General features: G+C 74.1%; 18 protein-coding genes. 11 read left to right on the top strand and 7 right to left on the bottom strand.

Translation table 11 applies throughout. From position 1 onward, the window contains the following. The first annotated feature begins 32 nt into the window (after positions 1-32). The gene (locus tag OG764_RS05515; protein WP_328967253.1) at positions 33-461 is read left to right on the top strand and encodes a tyrosinase family oxidase copper chaperone; all 429 of its coding nucleotides are present in this window, start codon (positions 33-35) and stop codon (positions 459-461) included. Positions 462-467: 6 nt separating this feature from the next. Beyond that, positions 468-1,373: a tyrosinase family protein gene (locus OG764_RS05510; RefSeq protein ID WP_328967252.1), complete on the top strand. Its 906-nt coding sequence runs from the start codon at positions 468-470 to the stop codon at positions 1,371-1,373. Positions 1,374-1,494: 121 nt separating this feature from the next. Here the strand turns inward: OG764_RS05510 and OG764_RS05505 are convergent, their stop codons facing one another. Continuing rightward, positions 1,495-1,767 (bottom strand): chaplin, encoded by a 273-nt coding sequence (locus tag OG764_RS05505; protein ID WP_328967251.1) that lies wholly within the window; start codon positions 1,765-1,767, stop codon positions 1,495-1,497. 94 nt (positions 1,768-1,861) lie between these two features. Further along, positions 1,862-2,167: a hypothetical protein gene (locus OG764_RS05500; RefSeq protein WP_328967250.1), complete on the bottom strand. Its 306-nt coding sequence runs from the start codon at positions 2,165-2,167 to the stop codon at positions 1,862-1,864. A gap of 187 nt (positions 2,168-2,354) precedes the next feature. On the opposite strand from OG764_RS05500, the gene OG764_RS05495 reads away from it, so the two are divergent. Beyond that, on the top strand, positions 2,355-3,833 hold the full coding sequence (locus tag OG764_RS05495; protein WP_328967249.1) for a carboxylesterase/lipase family protein: 1,479 nt from the start codon (positions 2,355-2,357) through the stop codon (positions 3,831-3,833). A gap of 522 nt (positions 3,834-4,355) precedes the next feature. On the opposite strand, the gene OG764_RS05490 is transcribed toward OG764_RS05495, so the two are convergent. Then, the gene (locus tag OG764_RS05490) at positions 4,356-5,480 is read right to left on the bottom strand and encodes an alpha/beta hydrolase (RefSeq protein WP_328967248.1); all 1,125 of its coding nucleotides are present in this window, start codon (positions 5,478-5,480) and stop codon (positions 4,356-4,358) included. Between the two features lie 355 nt (positions 5,481-5,835). On the opposite strand from OG764_RS05490, the gene OG764_RS05485 reads away from it, so the two are divergent. The 5 genes from OG764_RS05485 to OG764_RS05465 all read left to right on the top strand — a co-directional run bounded on the left by OG764_RS05485 (position 5,836) and on the right by OG764_RS05465 (position 10,575). Continuing rightward, complete coding sequence (locus tag OG764_RS05485; protein ID WP_328967247.1) at positions 5,836-5,982, top strand: hypothetical protein; 147 nt, start codon at positions 5,836-5,838, stop codon at positions 5,980-5,982. Between the two features lie 2 nt (positions 5,983-5,984). Next, positions 5,985-7,355: an MFS transporter gene (locus OG764_RS05480; protein WP_328967246.1), complete on the top strand. Its 1,371-nt coding sequence runs from the start codon at positions 5,985-5,987 to the stop codon at positions 7,353-7,355. Positions 7,356-7,468: 113 nt separating this feature from the next. Beyond that, entirely contained in the window at positions 7,469-8,497 is a 1,029-nt protein-coding gene (locus OG764_RS05475) for a TolB family protein (RefSeq protein ID WP_328967245.1), read from the top strand. A gap of 63 nt (positions 8,498-8,560) precedes the next feature. Then, a complete protein-coding gene (locus tag OG764_RS05470) occupies positions 8,561-9,370 on the top strand; it encodes an alpha/beta fold hydrolase (protein WP_328967244.1) in 810 nt (269 codons plus the stop codon). Between the two features lie 149 nt (positions 9,371-9,519). Then, complete coding sequence (locus OG764_RS05465; RefSeq protein WP_328967243.1) at positions 9,520-10,575, top strand: SIS domain-containing protein; 1,056 nt, start codon at positions 9,520-9,522, stop codon at positions 10,573-10,575. A 6-nt stretch (positions 10,576-10,581) separates the two neighbouring features. Here the strand turns inward: OG764_RS05465 and OG764_RS05460 are convergent, their stop codons facing one another. The 3 genes from OG764_RS05460 to OG764_RS05450 form a co-directional block, all read right to left on the bottom strand. Next, a complete protein-coding gene (locus OG764_RS05460; RefSeq protein WP_328967242.1) occupies positions 10,582-11,313 on the bottom strand; it encodes an SIR2 family NAD-dependent protein deacylase in 732 nt (243 codons plus the stop codon). Between the two features lie 99 nt (positions 11,314-11,412). Next, positions 11,413-11,805, bottom strand: a complete 393-nt coding sequence (locus OG764_RS05455) for an STAS domain-containing protein (protein WP_328967241.1) — start codon at positions 11,803-11,805, stop codon at positions 11,413-11,415. 106 nt (positions 11,806-11,911) lie between these two features. Then, positions 11,912-12,445, bottom strand: coding sequence for a GNAT family N-acetyltransferase (locus tag OG764_RS05450; RefSeq protein ID WP_328967240.1), 534 nt, complete (start codon positions 12,443-12,445; stop codon positions 11,912-11,914). A 249-nt stretch (positions 12,446-12,694) separates the two neighbouring features. Between OG764_RS05450 and OG764_RS05445 the strand changes: the two genes are divergently transcribed. Further along, positions 12,695-13,189 carry a VOC family protein gene (locus OG764_RS05445; protein ID WP_328967239.1) on the top strand — a complete coding sequence of 165 codons (495 nt, stop codon included), beginning with the start codon at positions 12,695-12,697 and terminating at the stop codon, positions 13,187-13,189. A gap of 437 nt (positions 13,190-13,626) precedes the next feature. Beyond that, complete coding sequence (locus OG764_RS05440; protein ID WP_328967238.1) at positions 13,627-14,628, top strand: nitroreductase/quinone reductase family protein; 1,002 nt, start codon at positions 13,627-13,629, stop codon at positions 14,626-14,628. A gap of 19 nt (positions 14,629-14,647) precedes the next feature. Here the strand turns inward: OG764_RS05440 and OG764_RS05435 are convergent, their stop codons facing one another. Next, complete coding sequence (locus OG764_RS05435) at positions 14,648-15,877, bottom strand: saccharopine dehydrogenase family protein (RefSeq protein WP_328967237.1); 1,230 nt, start codon at positions 15,875-15,877, stop codon at positions 14,648-14,650. Positions 15,878-16,049: 172 nt separating this feature from the next. Between OG764_RS05435 and OG764_RS05430 the strand changes: the two genes are divergently transcribed. Beyond that, a complete protein-coding gene (locus OG764_RS05430; protein ID WP_328967236.1) occupies positions 16,050-16,748 on the top strand; it encodes a TetR/AcrR family transcriptional regulator in 699 nt (232 codons plus the stop codon). Positions 16,749-16,794 lie beyond the last annotated feature (46 nt).

Raw genomic sequence — 16,794 nt, 5'->3', positions numbered from 1 at the left:
GCCGGTTGACGACGCGATCCGAGGGAGAACACATGAACCAGCACCCGAGCCGGTGGACCCCCCGCGGCGCGATCCCCCGCAGAGCGGCCCTGCGCACCGCCTTCACCCTGGCCGTGGCCTCCGCCACCGCGGCGGCGCTCGCCCCGGTACTGCGCGCCCGCCGCGCCCCGGCCGCAGCCGCTCCCGTCCCGCGCCCGGCGCCCGGCGCTCCGGAGACGCTGTTCGAGGAGATGTACCGTGGCCGGCACATCAGCGCCTTCCGCGGTACGGGCGGCGGTCGGCCCCGCGTCGACGTGCTGATCGACGGCCGCCGGCTGCACGTCATGCGCCGCGCCGACGGCAGCTACCTCAGCGGCGTCAACCACTTCGAGTCCTTCGACAACCCGCTGGACCTCGCCCGCGCCGCGGTCGACGAGATCGGCACCGTCCGACTGGCCGCGGCGCCCGCCCACCACGGCTGACCGCCGATGCCCCCACACCCCACGGCCGGAAGGGGAACCGCCCGCGTGTACACCCGCCAGAACCAGAAGAACCTCACGAGCGCCCAGCGCAAGCGCTTCGTCGCCGCCGTCCTGGAACTCAAGCGCAACGGCACCTACGACGAGTTCGTCCGCACCCACGACCGGTACTTCGTGCCGGACGACGACGACGGGCTGCGCGTGGGGCACATGTCGCCGTCCTTCTTCCCCTGGCACCGCCGCTACCTGCTGGAGTTCGAACGCGCGCTGCGGGCCCTGGACCCCGGGGTGTCCGTCCCCTACTGGGACTGGACCACCGACCGCAGCCCCGCCTCCTCCCTGTGGTCGGAGGACTTCATGGGCGGCACCGGCCGGGAGTCCGACCGACGGGTCACCACCGGCCCGTTCGCCCACGACAAGGGCAACTGGGAGATCAGGGTCGGCGTGACCGAGGCCCCGTACCTCACCCGCAACCTCGGACGCCCGCACAAGCCGATCACCCTGCCGACCGCCCGGGAACTCCAGTGGGCCCTCGACGACCCGGTGTACGACACCGCCCCCTGGGACTCGACCGCGGCCGGCGGAGGGTTCCGCAACAAGCTGGAGGGCTGGGCGGCGCCGCGCAGCGAACGCTGGCGCAACCACAACAAGGTCCACCAGTGGATCGGCGGCCACATGACCGGCGGCACGGCCCCCAACGACCCCGTCTTCTGGCTGCACCACGCCTTCGTGGACCTGCTGTGGGACCGCTGGCAGGCCCGCCACCCGCGCTCCGGCTACCTGCCGGCCGCACCGCTCGGCCGGACCGACCGGCAGCGAGGCCGGGTCCTGACGCGCGACGACCCGATGCCCCCGTGGGACGTCACCCCCGCCCAACTCCTCAGCCACAAGGGCATCTACCGCTACGAGACCTGACCGGCCGCACTGCCGGACCGCCCGGCCCCGGCGGAAAAGCGGAACCGGCGGTGCACGGAAACGGCCCCCCACCGCGGCTGCGGTGGGGGGCCGATCACGTCAACCGGGCAGTGGCCGGGTATCAGTGGCCGTACGCGTTCTTCTCGTCGTGGCCCGAGGCGTTCACGCAGGTGTTGCCGAACGCCGGGTTCAGGAGGCCGATCACGCTGACGGAGTTGCCGCACACGTTGACCGGGATGTGAACCGGAACCTGCAGGAGGTTGCCCGACGCGACGCCGGGAGAACCGATCGCAGCGCCGTGCGCTCCGGCATCGGCAACGGCCATACCGGCGCCGGCGGCCAGAACACTGCCGGCCGCAGCGGTGATGGCTGCTGCCTTCGCGATACGCGACATCGAAATCTCCTTGGGATGTGAAGTGCCGCGGGGTAGCCGCGGCGGTGACATGGCATACAACGCGGCCGCCGCCTCATGGTCACGGCCGCTGGGCCTACCCGGTGACCCGGAAGTCCACCGAACCGAAGTACGGGCCGACCGGGACGGCCGCCCCGTCGGCGATCCGCGCCACCGGCGCGCCGCTGCAATCGGGCGTCGCGTACAGCCTGGCCTCGCGGCCCGTCCGGTTCACGACACCCTGCGCGCCGCCCCCCGACGCCGGGTGGCAGCCGTCCGTCCCGTGGACGGCGTGGACCTTGTCGTCGCTGCCCACGTACTGGAAGTCCGTCCCGGCGGCGTGGGCCGTGCCCGCGCCGCCCGCGGCCGCCGCGGCCAGGAGGAGGGTGCCGTAGAAACGCATGAGAGCCTCGCGGTGTCGGTGGAATCGGCGCTGCCGATGGCGGCTGTTGCAATCCCGGCCGCCGTGGGCTCAACCACCCGTCCGGCCCCGGGTCACGCCAAGTCACCCGTTGGGGCAGGTGGCGGTCCGGGCCCGGGAATGCTGGGATGGGCGGGCAGGAGCCACGCGGAACGGAAGCGGGAGAGCGATGGGATACGCGCAGGCGCAGGCCACGACCCGGTACGGCACGGTCCGCGGCCGGATCGAGGACGGTGTCGCCGTGTTCCGCGGCATCCCGTACGCGGCGCCCCCGTTCGGCGCGCTGCGGTTCGCCGCGCCGGCGCCCCCCGAGCCGTGGGACGGGGTGCGCGAGGCCGTCGCGTACGGACCGACCGCGCCGAAGGTGCCGTACCCCCAGCCGTTCGCCGCGCTGCTGCCCGACCCCGACGTGCCCGGGGACGACTGCCTCAACCTGAACGTCTGGACCCCCGACCCGGGCCGCGCCGCGCGCCTGCCGGTGCTGGTGTGGATCCACGGCGGAGCGCTCACCCGCGGCTCGTCCGCGGTGCCGGTGTACGACGGGCGGGCCTTCGCCCGCGACGGGGTCGTCCTGGTGTCGCTGAACTACCGGCTCGGCGTCGAGGGCTTCGGGGTGTTCCCCGACGCGCCGCAGAACCGCGGCCTGCGCGACCAGATCGCCGCCCTCACCTGGGTCCGCGACAACATCGAGGCCTTCGGCGGCGACCCCGCCCGCGTCACCGTGTGCGGCGAGTCCGCCGGGGCGATCAGCATCGGCGCCCTGCTGGCCTCCCCCCTGGCCGAAGGCCTGTTCGCGCGGGCGGTCCTGCAGAGCGGCGCCCCCGAGGCGCTGCCCCGGGACCGGGTGCGGGCCATGGTGCGCCGGATGGCGGCCGCGCTCAAGGTGCCGGCCACGGCCGCCGCCTTCGCCGCCGTGGACCGCCGGACGCTGCTCGACGCGCAGGGCGCCGTCCTGCGCCGCTCCAGCCCGCTGCTGGGCGGGCCGGCCTTCGGCATCGTCACCGACGGCGACGTCGTCCCCGAGGACCCGCGGGCCGCGCTCACGGCCGGCCGGGCGGCCCGCGACGTGCCGCTGCTGCTGGGCTGGACCGCCGAGGAGTACCGGCTGTGGCTGGCGCCCACCGGCATGCTGCCCCGCCTGGACCGGCTGGGCCCGCTGGCGCTCGCGGCCGGCATGCTGCGCACCGGGCGGAGCCTGGCGGAGGTGCGGACCCGGTGGGCGGCGCTGCCGGGGGCCGGCGCCGGACAGGTGCTGGGGGAGCTTCTCACCGACCACCTCTTGCGCGATCCGCTGCGCGAACTGGCCCGTTCCGCACGGCGTACCGCGCCTTGCCACGTGTACGAGTTCGCCTGGTGCTCGGGCGTCGAAGGGATGGGCGCGTGCCACGCGCTGGAACTCGGCTTCGTGTTCGACACGCTGCACGTGCCGGAGTCCGAGTGGCTGGCCGGGCCGGGAGCGCCGCAGGCGCTCGCCGACGAGATGCACGCGGCGTGGGTCCGCTTCGCCGTGGCCGGCGAGCCGGGCTGGCCCGCCTGGACCCCGACCCGGCCCCCGCACCGCTTCGGCGCCCCGCTCCCCGCCGAAGCGGTCCCCGATGCCGGCACCACGCCCCCCGACGACCAGGGGTCCCCCACCCTCACCGGCTGACCCGGACGCCCTCGGGGGCAACACCCAGCCCCGCCGGTCGCCCAGCCTTCCCGCCCGCCCGTGGGGCCAACCTCCCGCCTTGGCGGCAGCCTCCCGCCTGGCGGCGGCCTCCTACCTCGGCGGCAACCTCCAGCCTCGCCGGCGTTTGAGGCGCGGGTCCGGGCGGAGCCCGGTGCCCGGCGGAGCCGGGTTGCAGTCTTGGGGCTCCGCCCCAAACCCCGCGCCTCAAACGCCGGCGAGGCTGGAAGTTGCACCCCAGGGCGCCGGCGAGGCTGGAAGTTGCACCCCAGGGCGCCGGCGAGGCTGGAAGTTGCACCCCAGGGCACCGGCGACGCCGGAAGTTGCACCCCGCGGCGTCGGCCCGGCCGGAGGTCGCACCCCAGGGCACTGGCGAGGCTGGATGTTGCGCTCCAGGGCACCGGTGAGGTTGGAGGTCGCACCCCCCCCGGGCGTCGGTGAGGTTGGAGGTCGCACCCCCGGGCGTCGGCGAGGTTGGGTGTTGCCCGTCAGGGCGTCAGCGGGTCAGGAGACCGGGCCGGTCATGTGTTCGCTGATCCACTGAATGGTGCCTTCACCCATCGCCGGCACGTACGTCTTCGCGTTGTGCCGACCCCCCTGGATCACCTTCAGGTTGGTGTGGATCGGCCCCCGGCCGTAATCGGCGATGAACTTCTTCACGTTCGGCAGCGTCTGCGCGTTGCTCTCGTTCGTGCCGACCTGGAACGCGAGGTAGACGTCCGGCCCCTTGCGGCCGATGAGGTCCCGGGCGAGCCGCGCGGGGTCGTTGGCGGCCTTCTCCTGGTCGTGGCCCTTCCACAGCACGGAGTCCGGCGCGATGTCCGGGCCGGAGGCGATGACGGCCTTGAACTTGTCCGGGTGCTTGAGCACCGCCTTCAGGCCCGCGAAGCCACCGGTGGAGGACCCCATGAAGGCCCAGCCGTCGCGCGAGTTGACGGTCCGGAAGTTCTCCCTCATCAGGTCCGGGACGTCCTCGGTGAGCCAGGTGCCCATCTTGGGCTGGCCGGGGATGTCGGATCCGTCCCAGTACAGCCCGTTGTCGTCCGGGGCCGGGTTGAGCACCGGCATGGCCAGCAGGAAGGGCTTGCTCTTGCCCTCCTGGTACCACTTGCTGATGCTCGTCTGGAGGCCGAGGTCCGTGCCCATCCAGTAGTTGTTCGGGAACCCGGGGCCGCCCGGCAGCGCGATCATGACGGGGAAGCCGCTGTTCTCGAACTGCTTCTCGTTGTACTCCTTGGGGGCCCAGACCCAGACCTTGCCCTTGAAGCCGGACTTCTTGCCGTCGAAGGTGGTGACGGCCACGTGCGTGCCGTCCTCCAGGGTCATGGAGTTCTTGAAGTCGGCCGCGGGCCCGGTCGGCATCAGCATCCTGGACGCCTTGGCGGGCTTCTGCGTGCCGCCGCCGGACTGCCCGGCCGTGCCGGCGTCCGTACCGGCCCGGCCCTTCGGAGCGCCGAACGAGACCGGGTCGCCCTTGTCGGTGAACGGCGGTATCTCGTAGTGCGCCATGACCTGCCAGGCGACCAGCCCGAGCGCGGCCACGGAGGCCCCGGCGATCACCCAGCTGCGGGCGCGGCGGGTGCGGCGGTGGTGGCCCTCGGGCTGCGGCTCGTGGGGTGCGTACGACATCTTCTGACTGCTCCGGACTGTGCTGCTGCCCCTGAGGGCGTGTTCTGTTTCCGCTTCCGTCCTCAAGATGACAATCCGGCGTCTGAGGTTGCTCGTTTTTACTTCTCTTGGGTTGGCGCAGGGCAGACGCTTGCCAAGCGGTCGACCGGCGAGGGGCCGGTCGGCGGCATCCCCGACGGCCTGCGCCCTCGACCCGGGCGGCGAATTCCGGACAGGGAGGCAGACCGCGTGCACGGCTATGGCCCGTGCACGCGGTCCCGGGTACGGTGCCCGCGGCGCGCGGCCGCCCGGCCGGCACCACCCGACCCGGACGGGCGCCCCGCCACCCCCGCCCTTCCCCACCGGAGGTCATGCCGTGCTCGGCACACCGCTGTCCCGGCCCCGCCGCGACCACGCCCGACACCAGCTCGCCGACCACTCCACGGGCCGCCCCACGGGCCCGGCCGCGCGCCCGGGCGACGCCGCCGCGCCCCGGGACACCACGGGGATCCGGGCCGCCTGACCATGTACGTTGCGGACAGCCGCGGCACGCCCGCGCCGACCGGGACACCGGCCCCGGCCGCCGCCCCGGGCGCCCGCCCGGGCCGTCGCGCCGCCGTCGCGCCCACGGTCCTCGCCCTCGGCACGGTCTCCCTCGTCACCGACATCTCCTCCGAGATGGTGACCGCCGTGCTGCCGCTCTACCTCGTCGCCGGACTCGGCCTCACCCCCCTCGGCTTCGGCCTGCTCGACGGCCTGTACAACGGGGTCAGTGCCCTGGTCAGGCTCACCGGAGGCCACCTCGGCGACCGCACCGGCCGCCACAAGGCCGTCGCCGGAGTCGGCTACGGGCTCTCAGCCCTCGGCAAGCCGCTGCTGCTGCTCGCGCACAGCGTGCCCGCCGTCGGCGCCGTCCTGGCCCTCGACCGCACCGGCAAGGGCCTGCGCACCGCGCCCCGCGACGCGCTGATCTCCCTGTCGACGCCGCCCGAACAGCGCGGCCGGGCCTTCGGCGTGCACCGGGCCATGGACACCGCCGGCGCCCTCATCGGGCCGCTCCTCGCCTTCCTGATCCTGGGGTACGCGGCGGACGGCTACGACGCCGTCTTCACCGTCAGCGCCTGCGTGGCCGCACTCGGCGTCGTCGTCCTCGCCCTGTTCGTCCCCGGCCACCGCACCGCCCCCCGGCCGAAACCGTCGCCCCGGCCCCGGCCGAGAGCGTCCCTCCGGCCCGCGCCCGCCGCGCCGCAGGCAGATGCCGGCGACGGGACGGCCGGGGACCCCGGGGGGACGGCCCGCGCGCCCGACGGGCGGATCTCGCTGCGGGCCTCCCTCGTCCTGCTGCGACGCCCGGACATGCGCCGCATCACCGTCTGCGCGCTGCTCCTGGGCCTGTGCACGGTCAGCGACGCCTTCGTCTTCCTGCTCCTCCAGCACCGCACCGGCCTCGCGGACCGCTGGTTCGCCCTGCTGCCGATCGGCACCGCCGCCGCGTTCCTGCTGCTCGCCCTCCCGCTCGGCCGGCTCGCCGACCGGATCGGCCGGTGGCGGGTCTTCGTCGGCGGCCACCTCGCCCTGCTCCTCGGCTACGGCCTGCTGCTGAGCCCCTGGCACGGACCCGCCCTGCCGTACGCCGTCCTCCTGCTGCACGGCGCGTTCTACGCCGCGACCGATGGGGTGCTGATGGCCGCCGCGGCCGGCGTGGTTCCCGAGGCGCTGCGCGGCGGCGGCCTGGCCGTGGTGCAGACCGGCCAGGCGCTCGCCCGGTTCGCCGCCTCCCTCGGCTTCGGCGCCGCCTGGACGGCCTGGGGCGAGCGCCCGGCCCTCGCCGTCGCCGCCGTCGCCCTCGCCGCGGCCGCCGCCCTCTCCGTACGCCTGCGCCCCGCCGACGCCTAGTGCCGGCAAACCTTCCCGGTCACAGCGCTGGCGCCGCCACACCGGCCACCACCCGGCGACCGCCCCACCGGCACCCGAGCGTCCCGTCCGCCGCACGACCCGAAAGGACCCGCATGAGCTCCCGCCTCCGGCTGCTGGCCCTGCTCGCCGCCGTCCTCGTCCTGGCCGCGGTGGCCGGCGTCGCCGTCCTGCGGGCCGCGGACCGCGCCGAGGAGAAGAACCGCACGCAGGCGGGCGGCCCGCGGGTCGCCCGCGGGCCGGTGTCACTGGCGGCCGACGGCGGCGGCCGCCGGATCGTGTTCCGCAACATGGCCTGGGGGCCGCACCGCGACGAGCTCGCCACGGTCCCGGCCGCCGCCCCGGGCGGCGCCCGTACCGCCTCCGGCGTGCACTGCCTGCGCTTCCACTCGGCCGCCGGCACCGGCGTCTGCCTGCAGTCCGTCAAGAGCGCCGTCCAGGACGGCTACCGGGCGGTCGTCCTCGACGCCGGGCTCAAGGAACGCTCCCGCCACCCCCTCGCCGGCATCCCGACCCGCGCCCGCGTCTCGCCGAGCGGCCGGTTCGCGGCATGGACGGTCTTCGTCGGCGGCGACTCGTACGCGGGCACCGACTTCTCGACCCGCACCTCGGTCCTCGACACCCGCACCGGCCGTCTCACCGCCAGCCTGGAGTCGTACGCGATCCTGCGCGACGGCGCGCCGTACCGGTCCGCGGACGCCAACTTCTGGGGTGTCACCTTCTCCGCCGACGACCGGCACTTCTACGCCACCCTCGGCACGAAGAAGAAGACCTACCTGGTGCGCGGAGACATGGCGCGGCGCACCGTGACCACCCTCGCCGAGAACGTCGAATGCCCGTCGCTGTCGCCCGACGAGCGGCGGATCGCCTACAAGAAGCGGGTGCCGGGCCTGCCCGCCGACGCCCCCTGGCGGCTGTACGTCCTCGACCTCGCCGACCTGACCGGGCACCCGGTGGCCGAACGGCGGACCATCGACGACCAGGCCGTGTGGCGCGGCAACGACACCGTCGTCTACTCCCTGCCCGGCGACTTCGGGGCCGACCTGTACGCCGTACCCGCCGACGGCGGCGGCAGCGCCCGCCGGCTCATGGACTCGGCACTGGCCCCCGCCTTCCTCGACTGAACGCGCGCGCCGCGCCCGCGCATATCACCTGACGGTGTGCGGAGCCGCACGTAGGGTGATCGCATGAACTCCTTTACCGCCAACGGCGCCACCCTCCGCTACGACGACCTCGGACCGGCCGACGGCCTGCCCGTGCTGCTCGTGCACGGGCACCCCTTCAACCGCAGCCTGTGGGCCCCGCAGGCGGCGGCCCTCACGGCCGCCGGACACCGGGTGATCCTCCCCGACCTGCGCGGGTACGGCGAGAGCGAGGTCGTCCCCGGAAAGACCCTGCTCGCCGAGTTCGCCGCCGATCTCGCCGCGCTCCTCGACCACTTGGGCGTACCGCGGGCCGTGGTCGGCGGGGTGTCCATGGGCGGGCAGATCGCCATGGAGTTCCATCTCGCCCACCCCGAGCGGGTGTTGGCCCTCGTCCTGTCGGACACCTCGCCGGTGGCCGAGACCCCCGAGGGCAAGGCCTTCCGCGCCGCCCTCGCCGAACGCCTGCTCGCCGAGGGCATGGACGGCTACGCGGACGAGGTCATCGGCAAGATGATCGCCCCCTACCACGTCACCGGACAGCCCGAAGTCGCCGCGCACGTACTCGGCATGATGAAGAGCACCGCGCCCGAGGGGGCGGCCGCGGCCCTGCGCGGCCGAGCCGAACGCCCGGACTACCGGGCCTCGTTGGCGCTCCTGAAGGCGCCGGCGCTGATCGTGGTCGGGGCCGACGACGCGTACACCCCGGTCACCGAGGCCCGCGCGCTGCACGAACTCGTCCCGCAGGCCGCCCTCGTGGTCATCGAGGAAGCGGGCCATCTGCCGGGCGCCGAACAGCCGGCCCGGTTCAACGAGGCGCTGCTGGCGTTCCTGGAGACCGTACCGGCGGGCTGAACCCGTCCGCGGCGCCGGCCGGCGTGCGGGCAGAGGGGTCCGGAGCCTGGGACGGGGGCATATTCGGCCATGTGGTCCACGCGGTCCGCGCGCCCGTCCGGCCGGAACGCACCAGGTCCCGACCGAAGTCCTGACCGAAAGGAACCCGCATGTCCGGATCCCGCATCACCTTCGTCCAGGGCCAGGCCGAGCAGGGCGCCGCCCTCGAGCGCATCGCCGGCCGGGTCCGCCGCTCGCTCGCCGACCCCGCCATGGACCGCCTGAGGACCGTCCGCCGCCCGCTGTTCACGGGCATCGGAGCCTCGTACGCGGCCCTCGCCCTGCCGGTCCAGCAGTTGCGCGACCGCGGTGTGGTCAGCCAACGCGTGCTGTCCAGCGAGATCGAGGACGGCGCGAAGGGCTTCGACACCGACGCCCTGATCGCCATCTCGCAGGGCGGCCGCAGCTCCGAGACCCTCGCCGCCTTCCGCCACGCGCCCGGCGTGATGAAGACCGCCGTGCTCAACGTGCTGCCGTCGCCGCTCGGGAAACTCGCCGACCTCGCCGTCGACCTCGGCAACGAACCCGACTCGCACGCCTCGACCATCGGCTACACGGGCACGCTGGTGGCGCTCGACCTGATCACCGGCGCCCTCACCGGCCGGCCCGCGCAGGACGACCCCTGGCGGGGCATCGCCGGGCGGGCCAGGGCGGTCCGCCGGCAGGCCGCCGAGGCCATCGGGGCGATGCGGGCCGCTGCCGCCTGCTGCTTCGCCGCCGACGTCGTCGCCTCCGGCGCCTCCCGGGCCGCCGCCGAGGAAGGCGCTCTGCTGCTGCGCGAGGTGGTCCGCATGACCGCGGCGGCCTCCGCCACCCGGAACTACCTGCACGGCGAGATGGAATCCGCGGGCAACACCCTGCACGTGGTGATCGGCGCGGGTCGCGAGATCCAGCTCGCCCGCGCCCTGTCCGGGGCCGGCCACTGCACCCTGCTCGTCAGCACCGCCGCGGTGGCGCCCGCCGAGCACCTGTTCCCCGTCCGGCTGCCCACGTGCGCCGAGGCGACGCGCGTGGTCCTGGAGACCGTGGTCCTCCAGGAGCTGGCCGCGCAGCTCAGCGCCGAGCGCGGGGTGCCGGTCGAGTCGTTCGTGTTCATCAACGACGACACCAAGGAACGGGGGGCCGACTCCGCCGACCTCCTGGTCGCGTCGCGCGTCACGGTCTGACCCGCCTCAGGACTCCCCGGCGAGCCGGGCGAGCAGGTCCGGCAGCGCCGTCCCGATCGGCTCCCGGACCACCTCCGCCGCCCGGTCGTCGTACGGAGTCGGGTCGGCGTTCACGATGATCAGCCGCGCCCCGTGGTCCGCCGCCAGCCCCGCGAGCGAGGCGGCGGGCTGCACCTGGAGGGTCGTACCCACCGCGATGAAGACCTGGCAGCCCTTCGCCACGGCCATCGCCCGGCCCAGCACCTCGGGATCCAGCCGCTCGCCGAACATGACGGTCGCGGACTTCAGCACCCCGCCGCACGCGAGGCACGCCGGATCGGCCTCGCCCGCGGCCACCCGGTCCAGTGCCTCTCCCATCGGGGACCGCACGTGGCAGCGGGTGCAGGTCACGGCGCGGGCCGTGCCGTGCAGCTCCAGGACCTTGCGCGCGGACAGGCCGGCGAGCTGGTGCAGGCCGTCCACGTTCTGGGTGAGCACCCGCACCGGGACCCCGGCACGCTCCAGCCCGGCCACGGCCAGGTGCGCCGCGTTGGGCCGGGCCGCGAGCGCGTCCACCTCGCGGCGCATCTGCCAGGAGGCGCGGCGCACCGCGGGATCGGCCATGTACGCGTCGTACGTGACCAGCTTCTCGGCGCCCGGCTCACGCCGCCACAGCCCGTTCGGCCCGCGGTAGTCGGGGATTCCGGAGTCGGTCGAGATGCCGGCGCCGCTGAGGATCGCGACAAGAGGTCTGCCCATGCCGCGAGCGTACGGACCCCGCCCCGGCCGGGCGAAAGGGTTTTCCAGCGCTGTGACCGGCAAGGTTCACCGGCCCCCGGCAAACCCTGCCGGCCGGCACTAGCGGTCGGCGGGCCAGTCGTCCGTACGCCACTCGCGGGCCTCGCCCGCCGGCTCGCCGTGCCGGGCGAGCGCGGCCGCGAGGTCGCCGTGCACGGGAATCGGCGGGTGGGAGCCGTCCTGCGGCACGTGGGCCCCGTCGGACGGGACCGCTGCCAGCTCCAGCGCCCGGCCGCCGTCCGCGAGCCGCCGGGCGGCCTCGGCCACCGCCGTCCGGCCGCCCGCGGACCAGCCCCGCAGCTCGGTCAGGTCGAGCACGACGGGCCCGGTGCCGCGTGCGAGAGCCCAGCCCACCGCCCCGGTGAACCGTGCCGTGGCATCGGGGCCGAGATATCCGGCCAGCGAGAGGACTCCCAGCCCCTGCTGGGTCGTGTAACGCCACTCGATGGTCATGCGTCGTTTCCTCGTTCCTGCGGTGCGGGATGGTGCGAGGCCGTGCGGGGCCGTCCTACGGGTGCGCTGCGATGAGGCTGTGGAGGGGTGGGAGCGGCGGGGCCGGTTACCCCGTGTACTCCGTGAGGTCGATGCCGTGGACCCAGAGCGGGTGTCCGTACCGGGGGTGGACGGTCTCGCGCTCCAGCGTCATGCCGAGCTTGCGCGCGACGTTCCCGGACGCGGTGTCCTGTGGCCGGAAGACGCTGATCACGTGCTCCAGGCCACGGTCCTGGAGGGCGAACTCCAGCGAGGCCTGCGCGGCCTCGGAGGCGTACCCCTGGCCCCAGAAGGGCCGGCCGAGCCGCCAGCGGAGGTCCACCTCGTGGCTGAACTCGGGGAGGTGGTGCGGCACCGAAAGCCCGGTCAGCCCGGCCAGCTCGCCCGAGCCGAGGAGCTCGACGGCGAACAGCCCGAAGCCCTCGTCGTCCCACTCCTCCTCCCACCGTTCGATCGCCTCGGCGGTCTCCTCCAGATCCCGCACCGAGCCGTCGCCGACCCACTGCATGACCTCGGGGTCGGCATCGATCTCGGCCATGGCGACCAGGTCCTCCTCGCGCCAGCGGCGGAGCAGAAGACGGGGGGTGTAGATCTCGGTCATGGCCCCATCCTCTCCAACGCGGGCCCTGGCCGGAAATCGACCTCCTCAGCGGAGCGGACTGTCCGCTATCCGTGCCGCCGGACAGAGGGCGGCACGCCCCGCCGGGCGACCGGTGCCGGGCGGATTCATGAGCCATCCGAGGGGGCCGCCGATGAGTTTCCGCCACCCGGCCGTTCTCTGCCTGTATGACCGCACCTGCCGACCGCGTACGCATGACCGGTGCGGCGGCCCGAACGCGAGGAGGCAGTCATGTCCACCGAGAATTCCACCGGCGGTTTCACCACGTACCTGTGGTTCGACACGCAGGCCGAAGAGGCCGCACGCCACTACGTGTCGGTCTTCGGGAATTCCGCCCTCGGCCGGACCGTCCGCTACACCGACGCGGGTCCCGGCCCGGCCGGATCCGTCGTGACGGTGGAATTCACGATCAACGGCCAGGATTTCGTCGCCCTCAACGGCGGACCCCAGTTCACCTTCAACGAGGCCGTCTCCTTCCAGATCCACTGCGCGGACCAGGAGGAGATCGACCGCTACTGGGACGCGCTCACCGCGGACGGCGGGCAGGAGCTCGCCTGCGGATGGCTGAAGGACAGGTACGGGGTCTGCTGGCAGGTCGTGCCCCGCGCGCTCATCGACATGATCGCGGACGAGGACCAGGAGCGGGCCGCCCGTGCGACGGCGGCCATGCTGAAGATGAAGAAGCTCGATATCTCCGCGCTGCAGAAGGCGTATGACGGGGCATAGGGAAACCCGCGCGGAACGCGCCGCGCGCGACCGGCCCGGCGGAAGTCCGTGTTGACAGCGCGCGGCGCGGTGGTTGTAATGGGGGCGATGCCGCGTGGCGTCGGCCGGAAAGTAATGGGCAGGCCGACCGCCGGGCGAGCATCCTTCACAAAGGGGCGATGTCATGAGTTCACACTCCGCTTTGCGCGTCTGACCCGAGCGCCTCCGTGCGCCGCCCCTGTTCCCTTCCTGCGTGAGCGCTCCCGCGTGTTCCGGCCCGCTCCGGGCCGTGTTCGTCGCGCCGTGACGGTCTTTGCCGACCGTGCGCAGGGATTCGCCGTTTTCTGTTCCCGGCAGGGGCTCGCGCATTCCGGCGCGCCTTCACGCATTCCGCCATGACGCATTCGGCGTCACGCGTTTCCGCGTTTTCCCACACCTGCCCGGAGAGTTTCACAGCCATGCCTTCTTCCGAATCCACCCCTGCCGGCTCCGACACGTTCGCCGCGTTCAATCAGGGCGTCATCGACGAATTCCGCGCCCGTGGCGGCCGGGTCGGCGGCCCCTTCGAGGGCGGCGACCTGCTGCTCCTGACCACCGTCGGCGCCCGCTCGGGTGACGAGCGCACGGTCCCCCTCGGATACGTCCGCATCGGCGGACTGCTGACCGTCATCGGGTCGGCGGGCGGCGCGCCCCGGCACCCCGCCTGGTACCACAACCTCCTCGCCCACCCGATGGTCCGCGTGGAGCTGGGCACCGAGGAGTTCGAAGCCGTCGCCGTGCCCGCCGAGGGGGAGCGCCGCGACCGGCTGTTCCGGCAGGTCGTAGAAGCCCAGCCCGGCTACGGCGACTACCAGCGGCAGACCACCCGCACCCTGCCCGTCGTCGTGCTGGAGCGCACCGGCCCGCCGCCCGGCGAAGCGCCCGCCGCGCCGTCGAACATGGCCGAGAAGCTGATCGAGATCCACTCCTGGCTGCGGGCCCAGCTCGGCCACGTACGCGAGGAGGCCGCGGCCCACTTCGCCGAACGGGCCGCCCACCGGGGCGAGGGGCACGTGCCGGGGCCCGGCCTCGGGCTCCAGCTGCGCCAGCACTGCCTGGCGTTCTGCGAATCGCTGGGCTTCCACCACACCGCCGAGGACGCCCACGTGTTCCCCGCCCTCGCGGCGGAGCATCCGCACCTCGCCGGGCCGCTGGCGCGGCTGCGGGAGGAGCACCGGACGGTGGCCCGGATCAGGACCGACCTGCTCGACCTGCTCGGCCGCGTCACCACCGCCGACCCCGGCCGTTTCCTCGCGGACCTCGACCGGATGTCAGGGGAACTGCGCGCGCACCTCGACTACGAGGAGGAGTCCCTGATCCCGGTCCTGGCCGCGATCCCGTACCCGCCGGCCCCGCCCGCCGCCGCTCCGCCCGCCGGGACGCCCACGCCGCCCGGGGCCGGGGTGCCCGCCGCCGGCTGACGGACACCGGCGCACGCCGTCACTGTTCGCGGACGCCCCACGGGGATCCGTACGCGGTGAGCAGGTCCAGGAAGGGGCGGGGCGGGAGGGCCTCCGGGCCGAGGACACCGGCCCCGTCCCAGCCGCCGTTCGCGAGCAGCTCCAGCGCGACCACCGGGTTCACGGCCGTCTGCCAGACGACGGCCTGGGAGCCGTACTCGCGCATCGACCACTGGTTGTCGACCACGTGGTAGAGGTACACCTCGCGCGGGCGGCCGTCCTTGACGCCCTTCACCCAGGTGCCGGCGCACGTCTTGCCGGTCATCCGGTCGCCCAGCGTGGCCGGGTCCGGGAGCGCCGCCGCGACCACGTCGCGCGGCGACACCCGGGCCGGGCCCCCGTCGGTCCGCACGGTGACCGGCTCGGTGCGGTCCAGGCCCAGGGCGTGCAGGGTCTTCAGCTTGTCGATGAAGTCGGCGCCCAGACCGTACTTGAACGTCACCCGCTTGGCGTCCACCCAGCGGGGGACCAGCAGCACCTCCTCGTGCTCGACGTTCACGCACTCGACCGGGCCGATGCCCTCGGGGAAGTCGAAGACCTCGGGCTCGCTGAACGGCTCCGTCGTGAACCAGCCGCGGTCCGCCTCGTAGACCACCGGCGGGTTCAGACACTCCTCGATGGTGGTCCAGATGTTGAAGGAGGGGGCGAAGTCGTAGCCCTCGACGGTCAGGTTCGCGCCGTCGCGGATGCCGACCTCCTCGATCTCGTCGAACAGCTCGTCCGCCGCGTAGCGGGCGAAGACGTCGGAGAGGCCCGGCTCCACGCCCATGCCGCACAGCGCGAGGCGCCCGGACTTCTCCCACTGGGCGGCCAGCTCGAACTGCGCGTCGCCCAGCTTGACGCCGGTGAGCTCGTACGGGCGCTCCGGGTGCGGGTACGACAGGGACATCGCCATGTCGAGGTAGTGGGTGCCGGCCGCCAGCGCGGCGCGGAACAGCGGCAGTACGAACCGCGGATCGGTGCCGTTGACCAGGACGTCGTACCGGCCCCCGGTGAGGAACGCGGTCACGGCCGCCTCGTCGGACGCGTCGAGGCGGCACGCGTCGAAGCGGGTGTCCGCCGCCCCGGGGCCGCCGGCCGAGGCCGCGGCGGCCTCGGCGCGCGACAGCTCGTAGTCGGCGACCGTGAAGCGGGTGAAGAACGACCGGCGGGCCGCGATCCGGGTGATCGCGGTGCCGACGCCGCCGGCACCGATCAGGAGGACGCGCATGGCAGAACCCTCTTCCGTGGAGACAGGGAGGAGACGGGGGGACGGGCGCCCGGATCGCCCGGGGCCCTGCCAGGCGATGAAACCCGCGCCGCCGAGATAACGTCAATGGTGTTGGCATAAGCTCGCCCGGTCGGCGGACCGCCGGCGGACCCCAGGCGGAGGAGGCGCGAACATGGCCAAGCAGGTGGTGCCCGAGGAGGCGCGCAGGCGGCGCCGTCCCACGCGCGGCGGGACCGTGCTCTCCGAGGCCCTGATCGTCGAGACCGCGCTGCGGATGCTGCGCGAGCACGGCAGCGCGGGCCTCAGCGCCCGGCGGCTGGGCGCGGCCCTCGGCGCCGACCCGAGCACCCTCTACCGCTACTTCGCGGGCATGGACGAGCTGACCCGAGCCATCGGGGCGGAGCTGACCGGGCGGGCCCTCGACGGCTGGACGGCCACCGGCGACTGGCGCCGCGACCTGCGCGACCTGGGTCTGCGCATCCACCGCGCCTACCTCGCCCACCCCCAGGCGGCCGTCCTCACCGCCAGCCGCGTCACCGGGCGGCCCCGGGAGATCGCCGCGGACGAGGCGGTCCTCGGAGTGCTGCGCACCGCGGGCTTCCCCGACCCGGCCGCGGTGCGGATCTACCACGCCTTCATCGACCAGAGCCTGGCCTTCGCGGCCCTGGACGCGGGCGCCCTGGCCCTGGCGGCGGAGGCGCGCGCCGCCGACGAGGAGATGTGGGAGACCACCTACGCCCGGCTGCCCGCCGAGACCTACCCGCACATCGCGGCCACCGCCCCGCTGCTCGCCGCGCGCATGAAGGACAGCGCCTATCCGGTGGTCCTGGAGATGCTCCTGGACAGTGCCCGGGCGCAGCTGGACGGGTAGGACCCGGGAGGGGCCGGGGAGGGGCCCGGGGGCGGGGGCGATACTG

Origin of the sequence: Streptomyces sp. NBC_00239, from assembly GCF_036194065.1 — a bacterium.
Taxonomy (GTDB): domain Bacteria; phylum Actinomycetota; class Actinomycetes; order Streptomycetales; family Streptomycetaceae; genus Streptomyces.
This window is presented reverse-complemented; position numbering and strand designations above follow the sequence as displayed.

Bases quoted from the DNA above. Each gene is read 5' to 3' on its own strand.
- OG764_RS05515 (WP_328967253.1), top strand. From the start codon at position 33: ATGAACCAGCACCCGAGCCGGTGGACCCCCCGCGGCGCGATCCCCCGC.
- OG764_RS05510 (WP_328967252.1), top strand. From the start codon at position 468: ATGCCCCCACACCCCACGGCCGGAAGGGGAACCGCCCGCGTGTACACC.
- OG764_RS05505 (WP_328967251.1), bottom strand. From the start codon at position 1,767: ATGTCGCGTATCGCGAAGGCAGCAGCCATCACCGCTGCGGCCGGCAGT.
- OG764_RS05500 (WP_328967250.1), bottom strand. From the start codon at position 2,167: ATGCGTTTCTACGGCACCCTCCTCCTGGCCGCGGCGGCCGCGGGCGGC.
- OG764_RS05495 (WP_328967249.1), top strand. From the start codon at position 2,355: ATGGGATACGCGCAGGCGCAGGCCACGACCCGGTACGGCACGGTCCGC.
- OG764_RS05490 (WP_328967248.1), bottom strand. From the start codon at position 5,480: ATGTCGTACGCACCCCACGAGCCGCAGCCCGAGGGCCACCACCGCCGC.
- OG764_RS05480 (WP_328967246.1), top strand. From the start codon at position 5,985: ATGTACGTTGCGGACAGCCGCGGCACGCCCGCGCCGACCGGGACACCG.
- OG764_RS05475 (WP_328967245.1), top strand. From the start codon at position 7,469: ATGAGCTCCCGCCTCCGGCTGCTGGCCCTGCTCGCCGCCGTCCTCGTC.
- OG764_RS05470 (WP_328967244.1), top strand. From the start codon at position 8,561: ATGAACTCCTTTACCGCCAACGGCGCCACCCTCCGCTACGACGACCTC.
- OG764_RS05465 (WP_328967243.1), top strand. From the start codon at position 9,520: ATGTCCGGATCCCGCATCACCTTCGTCCAGGGCCAGGCCGAGCAGGGC.
- OG764_RS05460 (WP_328967242.1), bottom strand. From the start codon at position 11,313: ATGGGCAGACCTCTTGTCGCGATCCTCAGCGGCGCCGGCATCTCGACC.
- OG764_RS05455 (WP_328967241.1), bottom strand. From the start codon at position 11,805: ATGACCATCGAGTGGCGTTACACGACCCAGCAGGGGCTGGGAGTCCTC.
- OG764_RS05450 (WP_328967240.1), bottom strand. From the start codon at position 12,445: ATGACCGAGATCTACACCCCCCGTCTTCTGCTCCGCCGCTGGCGCGAG.
- OG764_RS05445 (WP_328967239.1), top strand. From the start codon at position 12,695: ATGTCCACCGAGAATTCCACCGGCGGTTTCACCACGTACCTGTGGTTC.
- OG764_RS05440 (WP_328967238.1), top strand. From the start codon at position 13,627: ATGCCTTCTTCCGAATCCACCCCTGCCGGCTCCGACACGTTCGCCGCG.
- OG764_RS05435 (WP_328967237.1), bottom strand. From the start codon at position 15,877: ATGCGCGTCCTCCTGATCGGTGCCGGCGGCGTCGGCACCGCGATCACC.
- OG764_RS05430 (WP_328967236.1), top strand. From the start codon at position 16,050: ATGGCCAAGCAGGTGGTGCCCGAGGAGGCGCGCAGGCGGCGCCGTCCC.